Source organism: Paenibacillus sp. cl123 (assembly GCF_900101595.1).
Classification (GTDB): domain Bacteria; phylum Bacillota; class Bacilli; order Paenibacillales; family NBRC-103111; genus Paenibacillus_G.
Window position 1 is genome coordinate 114,568 of sequence record NZ_FMYY01000003.1, and the last position, 19,827, is coordinate 134,394.

The 19,827-nt window shown below is 57.5% G+C and carries 18 protein-coding genes; 10 read left to right on the forward strand and 8 right to left on the reverse strand.

Annotation, left to right across the window (positions count from 1 at the left end; genetic code table 11):
* Window positions 1-56 precede the first annotated feature (56 nt).
* From BLR08_RS07120 to BLR08_RS07135, 4 genes are read left to right on the forward strand one after another with little or no spacing between them, the layout of a single operon-like run.
* On the forward strand, window positions 57-1,589 hold the full coding sequence (locus BLR08_RS07120) for a spore germination protein (protein ID WP_256257426.1): 1,533 nt from the start codon (window positions 57-59) through the stop codon (window positions 1,587-1,589).
* Entirely contained in the window at window positions 1,576-2,685 is a 1,110-nt protein-coding gene (locus tag BLR08_RS07125; RefSeq protein ID WP_072328502.1) for a GerAB/ArcD/ProY family transporter, read from the forward strand. Before BLR08_RS07120 ends, BLR08_RS07125 begins: the two co-directional genes overlap by 14 nt.
* Complete coding sequence (locus tag BLR08_RS07130; RefSeq protein WP_072328504.1) at window positions 2,675-3,868, forward strand: Ger(x)C family spore germination protein; 1,194 nt, start codon at window positions 2,675-2,677, stop codon at window positions 3,866-3,868. Before BLR08_RS07125 ends, BLR08_RS07130 begins: the two co-directional genes overlap by 11 nt.
* Before the next feature lie 6 nt (window positions 3,869-3,874).
* Entirely contained in the window at window positions 3,875-4,057 is a 183-nt protein-coding gene (locus BLR08_RS07135; RefSeq protein ID WP_072328506.1) for a hypothetical protein, read from the forward strand.
* 56 nt (window positions 4,058-4,113) lie between these two features.
* On the opposite strand, the gene BLR08_RS07140 is transcribed toward BLR08_RS07135, so the two are convergent.
* Window positions 4,114-5,112, reverse strand: a complete 999-nt coding sequence (locus tag BLR08_RS07140; RefSeq protein WP_072328507.1) for a Gfo/Idh/MocA family protein — start codon at window positions 5,110-5,112, stop codon at window positions 4,114-4,116.
* The gene (locus tag BLR08_RS07145) at window positions 5,109-6,122 is read right to left on the reverse strand and encodes a Gfo/Idh/MocA family protein (RefSeq protein ID WP_072328508.1); all 1,014 of its coding nucleotides are present in this window, start codon (window positions 6,120-6,122) and stop codon (window positions 5,109-5,111) included. Before BLR08_RS07145 ends, BLR08_RS07140 begins: the two co-directional genes overlap by 4 nt.
* 136 nt (window positions 6,123-6,258) lie before the next feature.
* On the opposite strand from BLR08_RS07145, the gene BLR08_RS07150 reads away from it, so the two are divergent.
* Window positions 6,259-7,134: a helix-turn-helix transcriptional regulator gene (locus BLR08_RS07150; RefSeq protein ID WP_072328509.1), complete on the forward strand. Its 876-nt coding sequence runs from the start codon at window positions 6,259-6,261 to the stop codon at window positions 7,132-7,134.
* A gap of 269 nt (window positions 7,135-7,403) precedes the next feature.
* Here BLR08_RS07150 and BLR08_RS07155 read toward each other — a convergent pair whose 3' ends face one another.
* Complete coding sequence (locus tag BLR08_RS07155; protein WP_072328865.1) at window positions 7,404-8,360, reverse strand: AraC family transcriptional regulator; 957 nt, start codon at window positions 8,358-8,360, stop codon at window positions 7,404-7,406.
* 126 nt (window positions 8,361-8,486) lie between these two features.
* Between BLR08_RS07155 and BLR08_RS07160 the strand changes: the two genes are divergently transcribed.
* The 3 genes from BLR08_RS07160 to BLR08_RS07170 all read left to right on the forward strand — a co-directional run bounded on the left by BLR08_RS07160 (window position 8,487) and on the right by BLR08_RS07170 (window position 11,309).
* Entirely contained in the window at window positions 8,487-9,629 is a 1,143-nt protein-coding gene (locus tag BLR08_RS07160) for a Gfo/Idh/MocA family protein (RefSeq protein ID WP_072328510.1), read from the forward strand.
* A complete protein-coding gene (locus tag BLR08_RS07165; protein ID WP_072328512.1) occupies window positions 9,626-10,465 on the forward strand; it encodes a sugar phosphate isomerase/epimerase family protein in 840 nt (279 codons plus the stop codon). The genes BLR08_RS07160 and BLR08_RS07165 overlap by 4 nt, the downstream gene beginning before the upstream one ends.
* A 349-nt stretch (window positions 10,466-10,814) precedes the next feature.
* A complete protein-coding gene (locus BLR08_RS07170; RefSeq protein WP_072328513.1) occupies window positions 10,815-11,309 on the forward strand; it encodes a hypothetical protein in 495 nt (164 codons plus the stop codon).
* Window positions 11,310-11,778: 469 nt separating this feature from the next.
* Here the strand turns inward: BLR08_RS07170 and BLR08_RS07175 are convergent, their stop codons facing one another.
* Window positions 11,779-13,680 (reverse strand): ATP-binding cassette domain-containing protein, encoded by a 1,902-nt coding sequence (locus BLR08_RS07175; protein WP_072328515.1) that lies wholly within the window; start codon window positions 13,678-13,680, stop codon window positions 11,779-11,781.
* Entirely contained in the window at window positions 13,677-14,639 is a 963-nt protein-coding gene (locus BLR08_RS07180) for an energy-coupling factor ABC transporter ATP-binding protein (protein WP_072328516.1), read from the reverse strand. The genes BLR08_RS07175 and BLR08_RS07180 overlap by 4 nt, the downstream gene beginning before the upstream one ends.
* A 124-nt stretch (window positions 14,640-14,763) precedes the next feature.
* Between BLR08_RS07180 and BLR08_RS07185 the strand changes: the two genes are divergently transcribed.
* Complete coding sequence (locus tag BLR08_RS07185; protein WP_072328517.1) at window positions 14,764-15,351, forward strand: biotin transporter BioY; 588 nt, start codon at window positions 14,764-14,766, stop codon at window positions 15,349-15,351.
* Window positions 15,352-15,486: 135 nt separating this feature from the next.
* On the opposite strand, the gene motB is transcribed toward BLR08_RS07185, so the two are convergent.
* The 3 genes from motB to BLR08_RS07200 form a co-directional block, all read right to left on the reverse strand.
* Entirely contained in the window at window positions 15,487-16,290 is an 804-nt protein-coding gene (gene motB, locus BLR08_RS07190; RefSeq protein WP_072328518.1) for a flagellar motor protein MotB, read from the reverse strand.
* Entirely contained in the window at window positions 16,283-17,077 is a 795-nt protein-coding gene (gene motA / locus BLR08_RS07195; protein ID WP_072328519.1) for a flagellar motor stator protein MotA, read from the reverse strand. The genes motB and motA overlap by 8 nt, the downstream gene beginning before the upstream one ends.
* 429 nt (window positions 17,078-17,506) lie before the next feature.
* Entirely contained in the window at window positions 17,507-18,511 is a 1,005-nt protein-coding gene (locus tag BLR08_RS07200; RefSeq protein WP_072328520.1) for an aldose 1-epimerase, read from the reverse strand.
* A 175-nt stretch (window positions 18,512-18,686) separates the two neighbouring features.
* On the opposite strand from BLR08_RS07200, the gene BLR08_RS07205 reads away from it, so the two are divergent.
* Window positions 18,687-19,724, forward strand: coding sequence for a LacI family DNA-binding transcriptional regulator (locus tag BLR08_RS07205; RefSeq protein WP_072328521.1), 1,038 nt, complete (start codon window positions 18,687-18,689; stop codon window positions 19,722-19,724).
* Window positions 19,725-19,827: the final 103 nt, after the last annotated feature.

Here is a 19,827-nt window from a genome sequence, read left to right on the forward strand (position 1 = left end):
GTAAATAGTAGGTACATAAACCGCTGAAAGCTATGCTGACTTGGGGAGATCTGACTATGACCAACAATAGAGCCGAACAGCCCGTCCTTAGCCTGTCTGCCGAGCTTCAGCAAAATCTCGCGAATATCAAGCAGCTGCTGCAGGAGCCCCGGGACCTGATCGTCCGGGAATTCCGGCTTGGCCGAAGCGGAGTGCCCTGCGGTATCATTTGTTTCGAGGGACTGGTTGATGCCAATATGGTGAACCGGCAAATATTGGCGCCGCTGCTTGCCTACCAGGAGAACGGCGATGGGAATTTAGGGGAGTTTTCTCCGGAGTTGTCGTCCTTTATTGAGAATGAGGTGCTTTCATCCTTCAGCGTATCCCGTACCGCGGCGCCCGAGAAAGCATTGAGACAGCTTCTGGCAGGCGATACGCTGCTATTGATGGACGGGAGCGCGGAAGTGATCGTGATCGCCAGCTGCGGGCGGGACGGACGGGCTATCGACGAGCCGCAGACGGAATCGATCATCCGGGGGCCGAGGGAAGGATTTACGGAAAATATCCGAACGAATACCGGCTTGATCCGCAGGCGGGTCAAGGATCCGAATCTCCGGATGAAGACGCGAATGCTCGGTGTACGCAGCCAAACAGAGGTGACCTTGCTGTATATCGAAGGCATCGCGCAAACCGATCTGATCCAGGAAGCCGAGCGCCGGCTGAACTCGATCGACGTGGATGAGATTAACAGCTCCGGCTTTATCGAGCAATGGATCAGCGACAGTTTCCTGACGCCATTCCCGCTGATCATGAACACGGAGCGGCCGGATAAGGTAGCCGGGTCGCTGTTGCAGGGAAGACTGGCAGTGCTTGTGGACGGGGACCCGTTTGCGCTTGTGCTGCCGATCACGTTTGCCTCCAGCATCAAATCGCCCGAAGATTATTACCAGCACTGGCTGATCTCTACGTTGACCCGGCTGCTCCGGGTCGTGGCTATTTTTATTGCTACGTTCCTGCCGGCCTTGTACATTGCTCTGCTGGAATACCAGCATGGCATGATTCCTTCCAAGCTTGCTTTTTCGATAGCGGGATCGAGGGAGGGCGTGCCTTTTCCGGCGGTAGTGGAGGCGTTCGTTATGGAGTTTACTCTGGAGATGCTGCGAGAGGCGGGACTTCGGCTGCCCAAGCCGATCGGACAAACCATTGGCATTGTCGGAGGTCTGGTAATCGGGGAGGCGGCCGTATCCGCCGGCGTCGTCAGCCCGATTATGGTTATCGTCGTAGCGATCACGGCGATTTCTTCGTTTGCGCTGCCCTCCTATACGTTTGCCATCTCGCTGCGGATGATCCGGTTCGGCGTGATGCTGGCGGCCGCCTTTTTTGGCATTTACGGGATTATCCTGGTCTTTATCATGATCAACATTCATTTCGTCAATCTCAAGAGCTTCGGCCTGCCCTATGCCGCTCCGTTCGCTCCAACCTTCCCCCGGGATTGGAGGGATCTGCTGCTTCGCGCCCCGGTGTTCCTGTTGGGTAAGCGGACACAGATGATGAAGCCCAAGGATAAGCGAAAAATGAAGCCGGGGAGCGGAAACCATGACCAAACTTGACCGGATCGATCGGCAGATCGGAAAAAATGAAATGACCGCCACGGTCTCTTCCATGACCATCGCCGTCGGCATCCTGACGCTGCCCCGGGAACTGGCCAAAACGACGCATTCCTCCGACGGCTGGCTATCTATTTTGCTGGCCGGCCTGCTGGCTATGGGGTTCGGCTGGGTGCTGGGCAAGCTGGCGGTCAGGATGAACGGTCTAAGCTTTCTGGCTTTTATGTCCAAAACCATCACGAAGCCGCTCGCTTGGTTACTGACGGCCGGCATGAGTTTCTATTTTATGTTATTCGCCGCTTATGAGATGAGGGCGGTTGCCAACATCTCCAAGCAGTATTTGTTCGAACGCACGCCGACTGAGGTTATCTCGCTTACATTTCTTCTGGTGGTCGTCTATGCCGTAAGCGGCTCGCGAGTCGGGCTGGTTAGGCTGAATACCTTGTTTTTGCCGTCAGTGATTGTCGTAGCGCTGGCCGTCCTTTTTTTCAGCCTCGGTAATTTTTACTTCGAGGAGCTAAAGCCATTTTTTATCTCCGATTGGCGGGAGCTGCTGGCCGGGGCGCGATCCACGATATTCTCTCTGCTTGGCTTTGAGGTGATCCTCTTTTATACGGCGCTGATGAGCAAACCTCAGGATGCTCCGGGAGCTGCGGTAAAAGGGGTGGGCATTGCCGTCGTGCTCTATTTGCTGGTTTATGTGGTTGGAGTAGGCGTATTCTCGCGCGACGGCTTGAAGGAGGTGACTTACCCCGCCATCGAGCTGGCCAAGGAGGTACAGGTGCCGGGTGAATTTTTCGAGCGGTTCGAATCTTTCTTCTTCGTTATCTGGATTATGGCGATTTTCAATTCTGCGAAAATGGCCTTTGATATATCCGCCATGACGCTCAAATCGCTATTTCCGGGCATCCGGCGATTCCGCCTGATCGTTATGCTGGCTCCTGTCATTTATCTGATAGGAATGTTTCCGCGCAACGGCAATGAATTTATGATGCTTGGCGAAATCATCAGCTATGCGGGCACCGTCATTTTGATCGTCATACCAAGTCTGATCTACGCCTGGACAGTTATTCGAGGGAGGGGTAAGCATGCGCGGTAAGCTGGCGAAATGGACGCTTCTCGTTATGACCGTCCCCCTGCTCGGCGGCTGCTGGGACCGAATCGAAATCGACCAGCGGGGCTTTGTGGTCGGAGTAGCCGTGGATTTGCCGGAGGAGGTCAAAGAAACCCAAGGCTCCAAAAAATCGGACCGCAGGCTGCAGGGCACCTTTCAATTTGTTATTCCGGCCGGGATGAAATCTGGCGATTCGTCAAGTCAGAATGGAGGCGGCAAGGCGTACTTTAACATGAACTCGGTAGAAAGTTCCCTACCGTCCATTTCGGGCAATCTGGCTCAGAAGACGAGCCGGACTCCTTATTTCGAGCATCTGAAGATCATTGTCGTGTCTTCCAAGGTAGCGGCGAAGGAAGGGGCTTTTCCCGAAGTGCTGGACTACTTTCTAAGGGATAATGAGATGCGCCGCAATGTCAAAATATTGATAGCCGACGGCAGAGCCAGCGACATGCTGAAGGTGAAGGTGTATAACGAAAAGTATCCTGTCGCTTATCTTGAATCCACGGTCAAGAACAGCATCAAGAGCAACTACATGCTGCCGGAGTCGAGAATCGGCGACGTTCATGAATATTTCATGCGCAAGGAAAGCTATCCGATTCAATTGGTCAAAACCTCGGAGCTGGGCATTGTTCTGAGCGGGGCGGCGATTATTGAGGGCACAGGCAACAGGCTGGTCGGCTTTATGTCAGGGAAGGAGACGCAGGGGCTTAATTTTATTCGCAACTGGGTGGAAGGGGGCAGCATAGAGGTCGAATATGACCGGCAAATGGTCGTGTTCGAGGTTGAGCGGACACGCCGGAAGATGTCCGCCCAGATGGAAGCGGAGGGAAGGGTCGCGTTTAAGATTGCCATTCAAGCGGAAGGGACGCTGGGCAAATCGACGGGAATGCTCGATGTCAACGACGAAAACGTCGTCCGGAAGCTGGAAAGCAGGCTGGAGAAGGAAATTGTGAATATCGTCAACCAGTCGGTGCAGGTGGCTCAGCATAAGTTTAAACTAGATCCGCTTGGTCTGGGGGCGTACCTGTATCAGAACCGGTATCCGCTGTGGAAGCGGGTAATGCGGGATTGGGAGCGGGGCAGCTGCCTGTTCTGCAAGGCGAAGGTTGATGTTGACGCTGAAGTCACCATCCGGAGGATCGGAAATATTAACAAAAATGAGAGGTGACCCAGAGTGTGGGAGACGGTAAGAGACCGGTTTCCTTCGGGGATTGTACTGCTGCATGCCGCTCTGTCGTTTGTTATTCCCTATGTTATTTACCGAATCAACCAAGCGCTTCACGGGCAGGGCGACCCGCCTTGGAAACGGAAGGAGGAGGAGTCTGACAGCTCGGGCGCCGCACGCAAAAGCACCTGACGGCTTGCCGTCAGGCGTTTTGCGTTTTATGAAGCCGAGGCTATGGACAGGACGGCTTACCGTCCCGCCAGCGCGATCGGCTGTCCACGCTTAACCGACTCGTATCCCGCGATGGCGACTTCGGCTGAGCGCAGCCCGTCTTCACCGGTGATGGGCACGGACTTGCCCGCGAGCACCGCTTTGACGAAATCGCGCACCAAGTATTCGTCCATCGAATCGCCCCAAGTGGACCATACGCCTTTGCCCGATTCATTCGTGTAAAGCTCGTTCATCTGCGCGAAGCTGTCGACGGAGATGGCGCCTTGGGTGCCGATAATCTCCATCGTGACATCGCCCCAGGTCGGGAAAGCTTTCGGACGGGACCAGCTCGTGTCGAGCACGCCGAACACGCCGTTGTCGTACTTCACGTGAATCATGCCGGTATCGTCTACCTCCAGATGCTCATGGAATCGGGTTGCCGCATAGGCATACACTTCCGTTACCCGGGCTCCCGTAAACCAGTTCATCAGGTCCATCACGTGAACGGTATGGTCCAGCAGGGCGCCGCCGCCGGACAGCGCCGGATCTACGAACCAGCCTCCCGGCATCGAGCCCCGGTTCGTTCCTTTGATCGCGACGATCTCCCCGATATCGCCGCGATCCACCGCTTCCTTCGCGCGGACGACGGCCGTGATGTAGCGGCAAGGGAAGGCGGTCATCAGCTGCACGCCGTTGTCGCGGCAGACGGCGATCATCTCCTCCATCTCGGAGACCGAAATGCCGAGCGGCTTCTCGCACAGCACATGCTTGCCGGCACGGGCCGCATCCAGCGTGAGTCTGGCGTGATGCACGTTCTCCGAGCAGATCACGACCGCATCGACATCGGCGGCGAGCAGCTTTTTATGATCGGAGAAGAAGGGGATGCCGTGCTGCCGGGCAGCCTCCTCCACACGGGAGGAAGGGGCGTCATGAGCTATGCCTGTCAGCTCCACCTCCGGGAGAGCGGCGAGCGCTTTCAGATAAGAAAAGGCATGCCCATGCGCAAAGCTGATCAGACCGACTTTCAAACGATTCATGGCGTTTCCTCCTTGCTCGCTGTACTTTGCTGCTGCATATAGACCGCTTGGCCGGTGCTGAGCGATTTTAACGCGGCTTCGACGATTTCGACCGCCTTCAGCGCATCGTCGGCCGTCACATCCGCCTCTGCGCCTGTGCGCAGGCAGGAGATGAAGTGATTCAGCTCGCGTTCGTAGACTCCCTCATAGAGCGGGCTGTCGGTCTTCTCCACATAGCTTCTTCCCGTCGCCGGATCGGCGGTCTGCCGGATATGCAGCGAGCTTGTCTTGCGGCTGTCCGCCCGGACGACGCCTTCGCTGCCGGCGATCTCCATGGCGGTGAAGAACGGGGCGGGGTAGCCCCAGCAAGCCTCCAGATTGGCCACGGCGCCGCTCTCGGCAACGAGCGTCACGGAAGCATAATCGAACAGCTCGGAGGTGCGTCCGAGCGCATAGACGGACTTTATATCACCCAGCGTCCAGCGGACGAAGTCGATATCGTGAATCATCAGATCGGCAATGACGCCGCCGCTGAGCGACATATCCTTGAACCAAGGCTTGGCTTCGCCGGGATGTCCTCCCATCCGCTTGGCGTGAAGCGTGCCGATCCGGCCGAGCTTGCCCGCCGTCACGACGCTGTGCATGTGCCTGTAATCCGGGAAGAAGCGGACGACATGGCCGATCAGCAGACGGACGCCGCGTTCTGCGCAGTAGTCGATCATCGCTTTGGCATCCTCGGAAGACAAGGCGATCGGCTTCTCGCAGATGATATGTTTGCCTGCATCCGCAGCTTTGATCGTATATTCGCGATGCAGATGGCTCGGCAGCGTCAAACTGACGACATCGAACTCCGCTTCGGCCAGAAGAAGGTCGAAGGAATCGAACGAAGGGACCCCCGCAAGCTCGCCTAGCTGGCGAGCCAAGCCGGCGTTGACGTCGCAAACTCCCGTTAGCTGGACGTCAGGCATCCCGGCATAAGCCAGGGCATGCACGCGCCCCATTCCGCCGCAACCGACGACGGCTGCTTTCATGATACATCTCTCCTCGCTTGGTGGTATAATACTAGTGCTATCTGTTACGATACAGGTATGGAATTGTACTGTATATGCGGCGATTTGCCGCGTTCCTATCCAAATTTGCCAAGGCGAAGGCAAGGTGTGGCCCGTCATGAAGATTTTTCAGGAACCGATTCATTATCAGAATCCCGCTCTCCGGCTCAAGGTGGATCAGTTCATCAGCGATCAGATCGAATGCCCGTCCAACGGTCTGTGGCATCATCATAAGGAAGTGGAGCTCATCCTGGTGCAGCAGGGGCGCCATGAGATCCGGATGCCTAACCGCATCTATATCTTGGAGCCCGGCGATGTGATGCTGGTCGGAGCATCGAGACTGCATGCGCCCCGCAAGCTCGGCGAAGAGAAGCTCGTCCATATCGTCGTGCATGTCGACCTCCAGGCTTACTTCGATCCGGCGATGATGAGCTATTACCGGCACTTCTCCGAGGCGCTGCATCCGCTTGACGAGCTGAACGAGATGTTTCGCGACGAGCGGGTAAGGCGCGACGTGGGTCGCATTATCGAGGATATCCACCGCGAGGTCGTCGAAGCCGCCAAAGGGTATGAGATTGCGGCAAGCATGCATGTGAAGCACCTGATGCTGACGCTGCTGCGTCATGATGCCCGCGGGCTGCTGCAGCCCCACGAATACATCGACGCGGATGTCGTCCGCCCGATTCTGGATCATATCGACGAGCATCTGGAGCAGCGGCTCGACATGGAGCGTATCAGCCAGATGGCCGGCATGAGCTATTATTATTTCTCCCGCTATTTTAAGAAAATGATGGGTATGTCCTTCACCGACTACGTGAACCGGAGGCGTATTGCCAGGGCGGAGCGGCTGCTCGTTACCGGCAGGCAAAGCGTGATCGAGATCGCCGAGGAGGTGGGCATCGGCAATATGGCCCATTTCTACGAGCTGTTCAAGCGGTACAACGGCTGCACGCCCAAGCAGTTTATGAGCAAGGTGAGCTTCAAGGGGGAGTGACAGGCATAAGGGAGTACTTAAATCGTATATTTTAGAGGCGGTTTTCTTAAAGTTTTTCAGCCGCTGACCAAACGCTGTACCCTTGATCCCTTGAATAAGCGAGGATTTCCCCAGTGACTCCAACCTCCTGCAATGGGCAGGTAACCGATAGAAGCTTCCCGTCAGGATGCTTCTTTCTTCGGGAAGTCGCCGGGGATTTTCTTGCTTTCGCGGTGATTAGGCGATTATAGGATACGCCAGAACGTGTAAGCTTGAGTTACGCACAGCTTCTAATGACGCTTTAAAGCGTTTATCCTGGCTTTGCGGTAAGCGGAAGGAAGCTGCCCCTTGGACTCCCGGAAGATGCGGGAGAACGTCTTGAAGGAGCCAAAGCCGACTTCATGCGCGATTTCGGCGATCGTCATCTCAGTGGAGGCGAGCAGTCCGCAAGCATGACGCAGCCGCAGATCGCGGAGCAAGGGAACAAAGGACTGGCCCGTGGCTTCCTTGAGCAGCTCGCTGATGCGCGACGGGCTGAGCGGAAACAGCCGGGAGAGGTCGGCAAGCGACAGATTCTCGTCCTGGTAGTGGGTATGAATATAATGAATGATGCGCCAGACGGAACCCGGAGCCGCAGCGGGATAATCGGATGGACCTCCCGTTTGCATCGGCAGAGCGGCGGCGGAACCGCCACCGCCAGCCGCAGCCGCAGCCGAAGAGCTTCCCGGCCGCGCTGTCAGCTTGCTGCAGCGATCCCGGTCGAAGGCGATCAGCAGCTCCTTCAGCTTGGAGGCGATCAGCACATGGCGCCAACGACTGTCCCCGTGAAATTCCCGGTACATCTCCTCTACGATCAGACGGATGTCCTGAGCGGCTTTGTCCTCGAAATAGGTATAAGGGGGCAGCGATTCGGAATCGGCCAGCAGGTCGGACATCGCGAACCGGCTGCCCGGCTCCGTAATCAGCCCCATGTCGAAGTTGCCGTTGTACAGCACGAGCGCGCTGCCGGGGTCGGTAAACAGCTCGTGCACCTGGTAAGGCAGCACGAAGGTAAAGGTGCCGGGCTTCATCGGGTGGAGGACGCCATTGATGGATTCGCTGCCTGTCCCTTCGACGACGAAGGAAAATTCCAGGAAATCATGCCGATGCGCCGGATAGCCGTGCTCCAGACGATTTTTACGCAAGGAGAATGGCAGCGCGGAATCCATGTTCGGATAGGTTTTCAAATATTGTGGGAAATAGGTCATCGCATAAGTCCAGCTTTCTTCCGAAATATTGGGACATTTATCGAAATAGAAGGCATGCATGGCAATCGTTTTCATTTTACCATGAGGAGGAACTAAAGTCTGTAGGGATGGGGTTGAATAAAAAGGATGAATCAATCGCAGCGTATTCGTATAGGTATCATCGGAGCAGGCAATATCGGACAGGTGCATATGCGCGAGTTCGCCAAGCTGGCGGAGGAATGCGAGATTACGACGGTAACGGATGCGTACCGGCCTCTGGCCGAGCAGCGGGCCCGTGAATTCGGCATCGCCCATGTGGTGGATACGGCGGCTGAAGTTATTGACAGCCCTCATGTTGATGCGGTAATTATCGGGGTGCCGAATCAATATCATGCGTCCTTGGCGATTCAGGCGCTGGAAGCGGGCAAGCATGTGCTGGTCGAGAAGCCGATGGCGCTTAACGGACAGGCAGCCCGGCAAATCTGGGAAGCGTCGCAGCGTTCGGACCGGACTTTGATGGTCGCCCACCAGATGCGCTGGGAGACGGTGCCGATGATCATCCGCCAGCAGGTCGAGCGCGGAGAGCTGGGCCGCATCTATACGGCGAAGACCGGCTGGTACCGGCGCAAAGGCATCCCGGGCTGGGGAACCTGGTTCACCCGGATGAATGAATCGGGCGGGGGACCGCTTATCGATATCGGCGTCCATATGCTGGATTTGGCCTTGTTCCTGATGGGCAATCCGAAGCCGGTATCCGTCTATGGCTCCACTTATGGAGAATTTGGCCCGAAGCGCAAAGGAATCGGGACATGGGGCAAGCCGGATTGGAACGGCATTTACGATGTGGAAGACCTGGCTACGGCGATGATCAAAATGGAGGATGGCAGCTCGCTTACGCTTGAGGTCAGCTGGGCCGTCCATATGGATACGGACAATACGCCGTTCGTTCATCTGATGGGTACGGATGGCGGCGCGACATATCGCGGTGCAACCGGCAAGCTGCTGATGGAGAAGTTCGACCGGCCATTGGAAGCGCTGCTGGCGCGTCCGGAAAATGATGAGGGCGAACGTCTGCGTCTGAGCAGGCACTTCCTGGAGTGCATCCGCGAAGGCAAGCAGCCGATCAGCCCGGCTCTCTCGGGACTGACGAGCAACCTGGTGCTTGACGCAATCTACGAATCTTCGCGTACCGGCCATGAGGTCGTGCTGGACTGGAGCATGCTGGAGCAGTCTTCGGCACAAGCCGAGGCGGAAGTTGCAGTGGCGGCCGGCGAGGGGGGAGCCGTATGAAACGCGGGTTAACGAGAGCAGGTCTTGGCGACGCGGGTACGACGGAGTCCTTTATCGCGCGCGCTGCGGCTTACGGTTTCCAGACGGTTGACCTGGGAGCGCAGGAGCTGGCTGATCCCGAGCAGGCGGCAAGCATCGGCGCGAGCCTCAAGCAGCATGGCATAGAAGCCGGATCGTTCGGCTTGCCGGTAGAGTGGCGGAAAACGGATGAAGCGTTCCGCGCCGGACTGCCGCTGCTGGCCGCGGCTGCGGCCGGGGCCGCTTCGATCGGATGCCTGCGCTGCTGCACCTATATTTTGCCGTCGACAGATGAGCTGCCCGCGCCTTTCCTGGCGAAAGCAACTACGCGGCTGAGAATTTGCGCCCAGCTGCTGGGCGCGTACGGAATCCGGCTGGGTCTGGAATTTGTCGGTCCGCATCATCTGCGGACCCGGTGGCAGCATCCGTTCCTGTGGACGATGGACGATACGCTGGCCTGGATTGACGCGATTGGCGAGCCGAATGTGGGGCTGCTGTTCGACGTGTACCATGCCTACACGACCGGGCTGGCCCCGGCTGAGCTGGACCGGCTGACGGCAGCGCAGGTCGTTCACGTGCATATCAACGATGCGCCGGACGTGCCGGTCGAAGCTGTGCTGGACAATGAGCGTCTGTACACCGGCGAAGGCGTCATTGACGCAGCCGCGTACTTGCAGGCGCTGCAGCGTATCGGCTATGACGGGCCGGTTGCGCAGGAAGTACTGCTGCCCGCAGCGCCGACCGATTCGGTGGAGGCGCTGCTGGAGAGGTCGAAGGCCGGCTTTGACCGGGTATTCACGGCAGCGGGATTGGTGTAGCGGCGCCGGTTGGCGTCCGGGTGTCCGGGTGTCCGGGTGTCCGGCTGTCTGGCTGCGAGCCGGACGGCGCGGTGGCGCGCGGGAGATACCGGGCGGTGTTTCCGGTGATCTCCGAATGGTTTCGGCGGTTCGCCGGACAAATAAACGAAGCGGGCCCGGTCTCCGTGCAAACGGCGGGTCCGCTTTTCAAATTTCCCCGTTTGGACGACAAACAGGACCCTTTACCCGCATAGCGGAGTGAAGGGTCCCTTTTAAATAGAAAACTCCGTTTTTCTGCGCCTCTGGACCTTGCCGTTTATGGAATGAATAGGTATAGTGGTGGCGGGAGGCGATTTATATTCAAATTAGGATGAGCCGTGATTTATTCCATTCCTTCGAAGACAAGGAGCTGAGCCAAGCTTGCATCGGAGAGGTGCTGCGCGGTCTGCGGGGTCAAAGCCCCGAGAAGAAGCTGGAGGTTTACCGGGCTTTGACAGCCGGGCAGCGGGCGCTATTTATGTTCCATGTGTGGCATGACCATGCCTGCCATTCAGCCGACGAGCTGTACGCCTGGAGCGCTCAGCTTATCAGCGAACAGTCAACTTGGGCGGAGATCAGGCAGGGCCTTGCCTACTTCGGAGCTCTCGAGCTTCTTCAGGTGATGGATGAGCTGGAGCTTATGATCGGGGCGGCAGACGGAGAGCGTGAGAAGCCTTCCATACTTGATCTTGACCGGCATCCGCAGCTTCGCGAAGAGCTGAACCGCGTGATGGCCGGCTTTCAACAGGCCGCCGAGGAAGCCAAGCGGCGGATCGGCTTGCATGTGCGGGCTAATCCCGGGCAGTTTGTGGAGCTGGTTGGCTAGTGAGCGATTGGATTAAACGAGCTTATATAGAGCTGGACCAGGAACCGGTATCCGATCTCATTCGGACGCCGGTTTTTTGTTCCAAGCTCAGAACATTCAGACCCTTTACGAGGCGAAAGCGAGATGGCTGCTCTTCGGTTGAAACAGGGCCTGTCACGGGGCAACTGCACATAAGAAACGCTGGAAGTTTTGCAGCAGCCAGCCGGAAAGCGACTCTGCCCGGTTTCCCTCATCCCGCCAGAGCGGTAGTGTTGATTATTAGCCCGCCGGCAGTCCTGAAGCACGATTAATGTCTTTTAAGACCGCCGGCGGGCAAGCACGAGCTGCATGGAAGGCGCGCAGACGGTATGAACCTTCCTTGTCGTCCGGGTTCGGTGGCCTATGAAGTCGGTTGAGCGTACAACGCTCTCACATCCCTGGTATTCGTCCCTTTCCCCGACTAAGCAGCGCTGCATGCCGGCCGCCTTCGTCAGCGGGTCGCAAGGAGCACGGCCAGCCAGAGCATACCGGCCACAGACAACAGGGTATCCGTCCAGCTCCAAGCGAGCAGCGAAGGCTGTACAGAGTGGAGGGTGCTGCGGCCGAGGCCCAAGCCTTTCATCTCCATAGCGGTCGTCAAATCCTCCGCCCGTTGAAATAATGACATCATCAGCGGCACCACGAGAGCCGGGATGTCGCGGACTCTGACGGTGCCGGGGCGCAGAGCGGCTTTGCCTCTGGCCCGGACGATCAGGGAGAACCGTTCCCACTCGCTCATAATCATCGGAATGAACCGGAAGATAAGCGAAACGGCCAGGGCGAAAGAATCGACGGGCAATCCCGCTTTATGGAAATAGGAGAGGGCCCAGTTCAATCCTTGCACCATACCGCCGTAGGGAGTAGCCACGGCAAACCATAGGCTGGCAAGGGTGATGACCAGCAGGCGGTACACATAGAAGGCGGTTGTGGCCGCCTGCTCGGCGGAAAAACCGAATAGGGGCCGGTCGCCGTCAGTCGTCAGTGTCAAGCCGGATAGCGCCACGGAAAGCAGAAAAAATACAGCCAGCGGCTTCATTACTTTCCGCAGGCTGCTGAAAGCCGACCGCGGCAGCCCTATGAAGCCAAACACTACCGGCAGCAGCGAGATCGTGAGTCCAAGCCAGCTCTCCTGCAGCATAGTGCCGATGACCGACAGAACGTAAAGCAGCCATTTGGCCCGCGGATCTGCCCGCCGCAGGAAGGCCGTTCTCGGCGGCGCAGGTTCCCCGTTTGCTGCAAGCGGCAGCTTCTCCGTGGCTGAGGAAGTGGACTCCGCTTCCCCGGGAAATGAGCCGGCATGCCTGGTAGCCGCGCCAGCGTCCCCAAGAGCAGAGCCGGTATCGCTGGGAGCCGCCCCTGCGTCCTCAGGAGCAAAGCCGGCACTCCCGGGAGGCGAACCAGCTTCACCGGGTGCGCCAAAAGGAGACGGCTGCGCTTCCGAATCCGCCGGATACGGAGCAAAGCGTTCGGCAGCCGCCCAGCCGGCATCTCTGGCCCCTTCCCCGTGCCCGCGGAATGCCAGTGCCGAAGCGATCGCTTCGGCTGTCTCTTCCGGGGTCAGGCGATCCGGCGGAATCGTTATTCCCTGCGCGCCAAGCGCCTTGGACACCGTGACGCAGCCCGGCACGCCGACGCCGGTCCGGAGCAAAAGCTCCGGCTGTGCGCACAGAGCCCGAGGCGTCAGATCGGCGGCGACGTTTCCGTCTTGCAGAATAACAACCCGATCCGCCAGCGGCAGAAAGGTGTCCAGATCATGCGTCACGATAACTGTGCCGCCTCCGTTCTCACGCCGCTCGCGAATATAGTCCAGCAGCCCGAGCACGGCTGCGGCTTCGAGGCCGGCCGTCGGCTCGTCCATCAGCATCCAGGCCGGGCCGGCCGCCGCGGTGGTCGCCAGCGCGAGTCTGCGGCGCTGACCGCCGCTCAGGGTGAACGGCGAACGCTCCGGCGCGAAGGCGTCCGTATGGCCCAAGACGGCGCTGGCGGCGCGCGTGCGCTCTTCTTCTTCCATGCGGCTCAGCCGGAAGGGACGGAGCGAGTAGGCGAACTCATGGCGAATCGTCCGGGCGAACAGCTGCTGCTCGGGAAATTGAAAGACGAGGCCGAGCCGCAGCAGCAGGCGGCGATCGGGGCGTCCTTTGCGCCAGAGGGGCGCTCCGTCCAGCCGGACCTCGCCGGATGCTGGCGCGCGGACGCCGGCGAGCAGCTGCAGCAGGGTGGATTTGCCCGACCCTGTGCGTCCGATCAGCAGGGTAATCGTGCCACCGGACAGGCTGAGATCGAGCGGGTTCAGCAGCAGGCGTTCCGGATGATCGGGAGCGGCTGCCGAAGCCTGGATCAGCGACAAAGTCATAGCGGGCTGACCTCCCTGCGCAGCGGATGGCAAGCCTGCAGCGCCGCCGCCAATTGATCGGCCTGCAATGGGCAGCCCTCCACCGCGATGCCGCGTTCACGAAGCGCCTTCACCGTCCGGACGACGTAAGGAGGCTCCAGCGCGAGACGTTCGCAAGGCGCTGGCTGCAGCACAGCTGAAGCTGTCTGCCGGCCCGATATACCGCTTCGAGCATCCGGCCGGTCATTTCCGGCGCATACGCTCGAAGCTTCTCCAGAGCGGGACAGGAGCAGTCCGGCCGGCTCGCTATAGAAAAATGCTTCCGGCGTTCCGTCGAAAGCCAGCTCTCCCGCTTGGAGCGCTATAATCCGTTCGGCGGCCGCGGCTTCCTCCATCCGGTGCGTGATCCAGATGATGGTCGCGCCCTGGCTGTGAGCGGCTTTCACCAGCTCAAGCATGTGCTCGCGCGTATGAGGGTCCAGCATGGCCGTCGCTTCGTCGAGCAGAAGACCGTCCGGCCGTGCGGCCAGCGCCAGCGCGATATTAACGAGCTGTCGCTGCCCGCCGGACAGCGAGGAAAAAGGCGTTCCCGGGGCCAGCCGCAGTCCGACCTGAAGCAGCGCGGCTTGGCGGACGGCCGCCAACTGCTCGGCGTTATCGTATAGCTGCCGAAGCGTTAGAGCGAATTCTTCCTCGACCGTATCCCCGAGAACTTGGGTATCAGGCTGCTGGAGCACGCCGCGCAGCTTCGAATTCTCCTGCATCGCCAAGCTGCCGCGGGAGAGGGGACAAAGCCCGAGCATGACGCTGGCGAGGGTGCTCTTGCCGCTGCCGTTCGGCCCGACGAGGGCTACAAACTCGCCTTGGCGGATATCCAGGGTGATGTCGCTCAATGCTTTGCGGCCGCCGCCAGATCCGGACTCGGAGGAAAATTGCACGGCGGCTTGCCGCATGGAAAGAAACAGGGGAGAGAAGCTCATCGCAAAAAATCCTTTCACAGGCTGGAAGTTTATGCTACAATCCTGATTGTTAACCGAAATGAATGAAAAATGGTTAACGAATAATCTTTCTCTACCATACCAAAATCAGGAGGATTACACAATCATGAAACTGACGCTTCGCGGAATCGTATTTAGCGCTCTATTCGCTGCTTTACTTGTGTTGTTCGGCTATATCAGCATCCCGCTCGGTTTTACGCCGGTGCCGATTACACTGCAAACGTTGGCTGTTATGCTGGCAGGAGCGCTGCTCGGGCCGCTGTACGGCTTCTTAAGTGTTACCCTGGTCATTGTGCTGACCGCTCTCGGCTTCCCTCTGCTGCATGGGGTGGGGGGATTGCAGGCGCTGCTCGGGCCAACCGGAGGCTATATTTTCATGTGGCCTTTCTCCGCGCTGTTGATTGGCTTGCTGCTGCCGCGCATCAAGCTCAGCGGCTTGGCCGGTTATGCATCGGCGTTTGCCGTCCTGCTTGTATTCGGCTCTTGGCTGCTGTATGTCAGCGGAGTGCCTTGGCTGGCCCAAGCGACCGGTATAACGCTTGAGAAGGCGATGATTGGAGGCTGCTACCCGTACCTGCTGGGCGATGCGATCAAAGCGGCTGCGGCGCTCGTCATTACGATTCCGCTCCGTCAAGTATTTCCGGCCGAACGGCTGACGGGGACAGCAGGGGGGAAGGTCGTCACGCTGGACTAAGCTGCTCTTGGCAGTCAAGCCGGGCCAAGCCGGGCCGACTGCCGCCATACACGTCTGCATAGAAAAAAGGACCTGCCGCTGAGGCCAGGTCCTTATTACATTTTCGGCAACCGGAATGTCTTTTATAACGAACGGTTACTTAGGCACGTCCTTGATTTGCGGCGACTTGACGCTGCGCAGGATACTGACTTCCACTCTGCGGTTTTTGGCTTTGCCCTCTGTCGTATCATTCGTATCGATAGGGTGATATTCCCCATAGCCGATCGAACGGAAACGCTCAGGTCCGACTTGGGCGTTTTCCAGCAAAATTTTCATGAAATTCAGCGCACGCTTGGAGCTGAGATCCCAGTTGGTCTCAAATGCGGCCGTGCCGATCGGCACGTTGTCCGTATGGCCGGCAACTTCGATCCGGTAATTCGGATACTGGGCCAGCATATCGGAGATGGCGACCGCCAGCAGCTTGGCTTCGGGCTTGACGTTCGCCGATCCGGAGGCAAAAAGCGCGTTGTCGCGGATCGTAATCATAAGCAAATCCTCGGTTAGCTTCGTATCCAACTGGGCGGACAAGCTGTTAGCATTAATATATTCGTCCAGCTTTTCCTTAAGCTGCTCCAGATCCTTCTGTTCCTTCTGCAGCTGCTGTTGCTCGGAGTACGTTTCCTGCGGCTGCGCCGACGTCGGCTGATCGTATTTCTTGGCCTCCATATTCGGCTCCGTCGAAATCGGAATCAGATTGGAGGACTCGAATGCGCCTACGCCACCCGAGAACGCCTGGTTTAACGAACGCATGATGCTGTTGTACTTCTTGGAATCCGTCTGGCTGGAGGCGAACAAAATAATAAACAGCGCCAACAGCAGCGTCAGCAGGTCGGCATACGGGATGAGCCAGGATTCATCCACATGCTCCTCATGATGCTCGCTATGCTTCTTTTTACTCATCCTTGTTCCCCGCTTTGTTATCCTTCTTCTCATCCCGCTGGGAGGTCGGCACGAAGACCATCAGCTTCTGCTTCACGGCAGTCGAGGAGATGCCGGATTGAATCGAGAGCAGACCTTCGACCATCATAAGGCGGATTTCAACCTCTTTCTTCGACTTCTGCTTCAGCTTGTTCGCGATCGGATGCCAGAGTACATAGCCGGTAAAAATACCGAGCAGGGTGGCGACGAAGGCGGCGGAGATCAGATGGCCGAGCGCTTCCACCTCGTTCAGGTTGCTGAGAGCCGCGATCAGACCGACAACCGCCCCGAGAACCCCGAGCGTCGGCGCGTAGGTGCCGGCCTGCGTGAAGATCTGCGCGCCTGACCGGTGGCGCTCCTGCATGGCATGAATATCTTCCATTAACACGTCGTGGACGAAATCCTGGTCGTTTCCGTCAATGATCATTCTCATGCCGTTGCGCAGAAACGGATCTTGAATTTCCTCGACCTTGCTTTCCATCGCAAGCAGCCCTTCGCGGCGCGTAATGGATACCCAGTCCGTGAACAGATTGATCAGTTCCATCTTGGGGATCGATTTTTGCTCGGTGAACACAATTTTAAGAAGCTTCGGGAACATCTTCAGCTCCTCAAGCGAGAAGCCGATAAACAGCGCCGCCGCCGTCCCGACAATGATGATCATGATGGCTGCGGGATTTGCCAAGGCCGCCGGATTCGCGCCTTTCAGAATCATGCCCACGATAACTGCAGCGAAGCCTAGAACAAGGCCGATTACGGTTGACTTTTCCAAGAGAGAAACACCTTCCACACCAGTATTTTTTCGGATTCAGACTTGCATGATGATGGAAGACTATTTCGACAAAAACTGACACTTCTCCTGCCGGAGCGCATAAAGTTTTTTCATCTTCCTTCACAAAATCGGACGGCAGCACCAGGGGGAATGCCAGTACGAAAAAGTCCGATCCCGTCAAGCGGCATAACCGGGAGAGCTCGGCATGACCCATCGGAAGCCTGCCTGACGATTAGTTCGGCAGTCATGGTCAGATGGGAGGATTGGCCGAAAAAAGACTCTGTACCGATTATATCGGTGACAGAGTCCTGGTTTTGAAGGCTAGGGGATTATTTCTTGTAAAAAAACCGCGGTGGCAGCGGATGGGGACGGAAAGCAGAAAGCCGTTCAGACTCCTCCTGGGATAGTCGCCGCCGGGGCTAGGCTAAGCTACTGCGCGCGAACGACGTAGAGCCGGCTTGTCTCTTCCCAAATCTCGCCCGGCGCGAGCCGCACAAGACCGGTTTCTTCAGCAGGAAGATCGACATTGGGGGCATTGACAAGGTTGATCTGCGGCTCAGGGCAGAAAAATTGGCCTGCGGCTTGATTGTTCCAGACCATCCAGTACTTGTAGGCCGTTCCTGCGTCATAGATCAGCTTGGTTCCCGTTCGTCCGTCCGTCAGCACCATCCGGTTATGGCCGTTCTGGGGCACGGCCGTATAGTGGTTGTCCATCTCTTCGAACCATGGGGAGATGCCGCCGGCTTTCATCGCTTCTTCGCCCGCATTCAATGGCTGGAAGGCGCCTGTAGGCAGCATCCGCTCAGTCATCTCGTAGCGCTGGCCTGTCGTCAAGGTGAAGGTGCAATCGCTCTCCGTGCTGCCCGGCTCGAACGGCGCGTTGATCGCTGTGTGGAAGCCAAGCAGGCAGGGCATCGCTTCCGAACCGTTATTGCGAATGCTCACATGCTGCATAAGCCCGTCTGCCGATAGCGTGTAGCGAAGGCGGAAGGTGAAGGCATGCGGGAAATAGCGGTATACCGCATGCTGGGCGTCAACCCGCTGCACCAGACTTACATAGCTGCTGGCCGCGGTCGCGCCAAACTCCTCCACTTCCCAAGGGATCGTATGCAGAAATCCGTGCAGGTGGTTGCCGCGCGCTTCTTCATTAACCGGAAATTCGTATACGGCGTTGTTCCAGCGGAATTTGCCGTCCTCATACCGGTTGGGCGGGAACAGCACAGGCATCCCGTGGACGCCCGGCTTGGCCAGAAACGCATCCATCTCCTCGGGAGCCGGCTCGCGCAAAAAACGGCTGCCGTTCACCGTATCGCGGAAGGCGATCAGGTTGGCTCCCACGCCAGGCAGAACGACGGCTTCATACCGGTCGCCCCGCAGCGTAATGGCCGGCAGTCCTTGGTATGTATCCTCACTTGCTTGATAAGTCGATGTCACAATAAGTCCCTCCGTTAATGGTCGTAATACAGTCCCTACAGCATCTATCATACCTTTAACCGTCCTTGGTTTCCATATAAATGTTGTTGAGGAGGTGTGAAGAAAACATTGCTTTCTAAGAAAAGGACTTGTAAACTACTTACATAGTACTCGATTACTTGAAGGGAGCACTACCATGAGCAAGCCTACGACCATTCATGATATCGCCCGAATGGCCAATGTTTCCTCCGCTACCGTCTCGCGGGTGTTGAGCAACAGCAGCTATCCGGTCAGCCAGGGATTGAAGGAGAAAATTCAGCGTATCGCCAAAGAATCCAACTATGTTCCCAATATGCTGGGCAAGCAATTAAAAACGAACATCAGCACCACGATCGGGGTTGTTATTCCATCTATCGTCAATCCGTTTTATGCCTCGGTCGTATTCGGGGTAGAAGAGGTGGCCAGGTACAACAATTACACGGTAATCGCCTGCAGCTCCTTGCAGGACGCCGCCCTGGAAGACGAATATATCCGCATGATTATGGAAAAGCAGGTCAAGGGACTGATCATTTCGTCGATTACGACGGATAAGTCGCAGCTGAAAAGCCTGATGAAGCTCGGGGTCAGCGTAATCGCCATCGATCAGAAGGTGGAGGAAGAGGGAATCGTCCAGATCGAGTTCGACTACCGGAAGGGCGGCTATCTGGCGACCCGGCATCTGCTGGCCAATGGGCACAGCCGCATCGGTTATGTGACATCGAGAATGGACAGGCCGAGCCGGAAGAGCATCTGCCAAGGCTATATGGACGCGATGAGCGAAGCGGATCTGCCCACGATGATCGTGGAGTCGAGCGCGGACGACCCGAGCAATGCGTTATCCGAGTTCGATGCAGGGAAACGCCTGACCGACGAGCTGCTATCGTCAGAATCGCGCCCTACGGCAATTTTTGCCTGCAACGACATGATGGCCTTCGGCGTCATTAATGAGCTGTCGCTTAGAGAAATCCATGTGCCTCAAGACATGTCGGTGATGGGTTTCGACGGCATCGAGATGGGGCAGATGATTCATCCGCCGCTGACGACCATCAAGCAGCCGGATTACGAGATGGGCAGGATGGCCTGCAAAATGCTGTTCGATATGATGAAAGGCGAGGACAATCCATTGTTCAACGTTACGCTGCAGCCCAAGCTGATCGAACGCAAATCCGTCCGTCATATCGGGCAGGAGCAATAAACGTTTGGAAATATACTAGCCATCCCAAAAGGAGGTGTGGTATACTTCCACTATCAAGTAATCGATTACTTGATCGTTGCCGATTAAAAAGAAATCGATTACT

Bases quoted from the DNA above. Each gene is read 5' to 3' on its own strand.
- BLR08_RS07145 (WP_072328508.1), bottom strand. From the start codon at position 6,122: ATGAAAGCAGCCGTCGTCGGTTGCGGCGGAATGGGGCGCGTGCATGCC.
- BLR08_RS07165 (WP_072328512.1), top strand. From the start codon at position 9,626: ATGAAACGCGGGTTAACGAGAGCAGGTCTTGGCGACGCGGGTACGACG.
- BLR08_RS07150 (WP_072328509.1), top strand. From the start codon at position 6,259: ATGAAGATTTTTCAGGAACCGATTCATTATCAGAATCCCGCTCTCCGG.
- BLR08_RS07125 (WP_072328502.1), top strand. From the start codon at position 1,576: ATGACCAAACTTGACCGGATCGATCGGCAGATCGGAAAAAATGAAATG.
- BLR08_RS07185 (WP_072328517.1), top strand. From the start codon at position 14,764: ATGAAACTGACGCTTCGCGGAATCGTATTTAGCGCTCTATTCGCTGCT.
- BLR08_RS07155 (WP_072328865.1), bottom strand. From the start codon at position 8,360: ATGACCTATTTCCCACAATATTTGAAAACCTATCCGAACATGGATTCC.
- BLR08_RS07120 (WP_256257426.1), top strand. From the start codon at position 57: ATGACCAACAATAGAGCCGAACAGCCCGTCCTTAGCCTGTCTGCCGAG.
- BLR08_RS07140 (WP_072328507.1), bottom strand. From the start codon at position 5,112: ATGAATCGTTTGAAAGTCGGTCTGATCAGCTTTGCGCATGGGCATGCC.
- BLR08_RS07205 (WP_072328521.1), top strand. From the start codon at position 18,687: ATGAGCAAGCCTACGACCATTCATGATATCGCCCGAATGGCCAATGTT.
- BLR08_RS07170 (WP_072328513.1), top strand. From the start codon at position 10,815: ATGAGCCGTGATTTATTCCATTCCTTCGAAGACAAGGAGCTGAGCCAA.
- BLR08_RS07160 (WP_072328510.1), top strand. From the start codon at position 8,487: ATGAATCAATCGCAGCGTATTCGTATAGGTATCATCGGAGCAGGCAAT.
- BLR08_RS07175 (WP_072328515.1), bottom strand. From the start codon at position 13,680: ATGACTTTGTCGCTGATCCAGGCTTCGGCAGCCGCTCCCGATCATCCG.
- BLR08_RS07130 (WP_072328504.1), top strand. From the start codon at position 2,675: ATGCGCGGTAAGCTGGCGAAATGGACGCTTCTCGTTATGACCGTCCCC.
- BLR08_RS07180 (WP_072328516.1), bottom strand. From the start codon at position 14,639: ATGAGCTTCTCTCCCCTGTTTCTTTCCATGCGGCAAGCCGCCGTGCAA.
- motB (WP_072328518.1), bottom strand. From the start codon at position 16,290: ATGAGTAAAAAGAAGCATAGCGAGCATCATGAGGAGCATGTGGATGAA.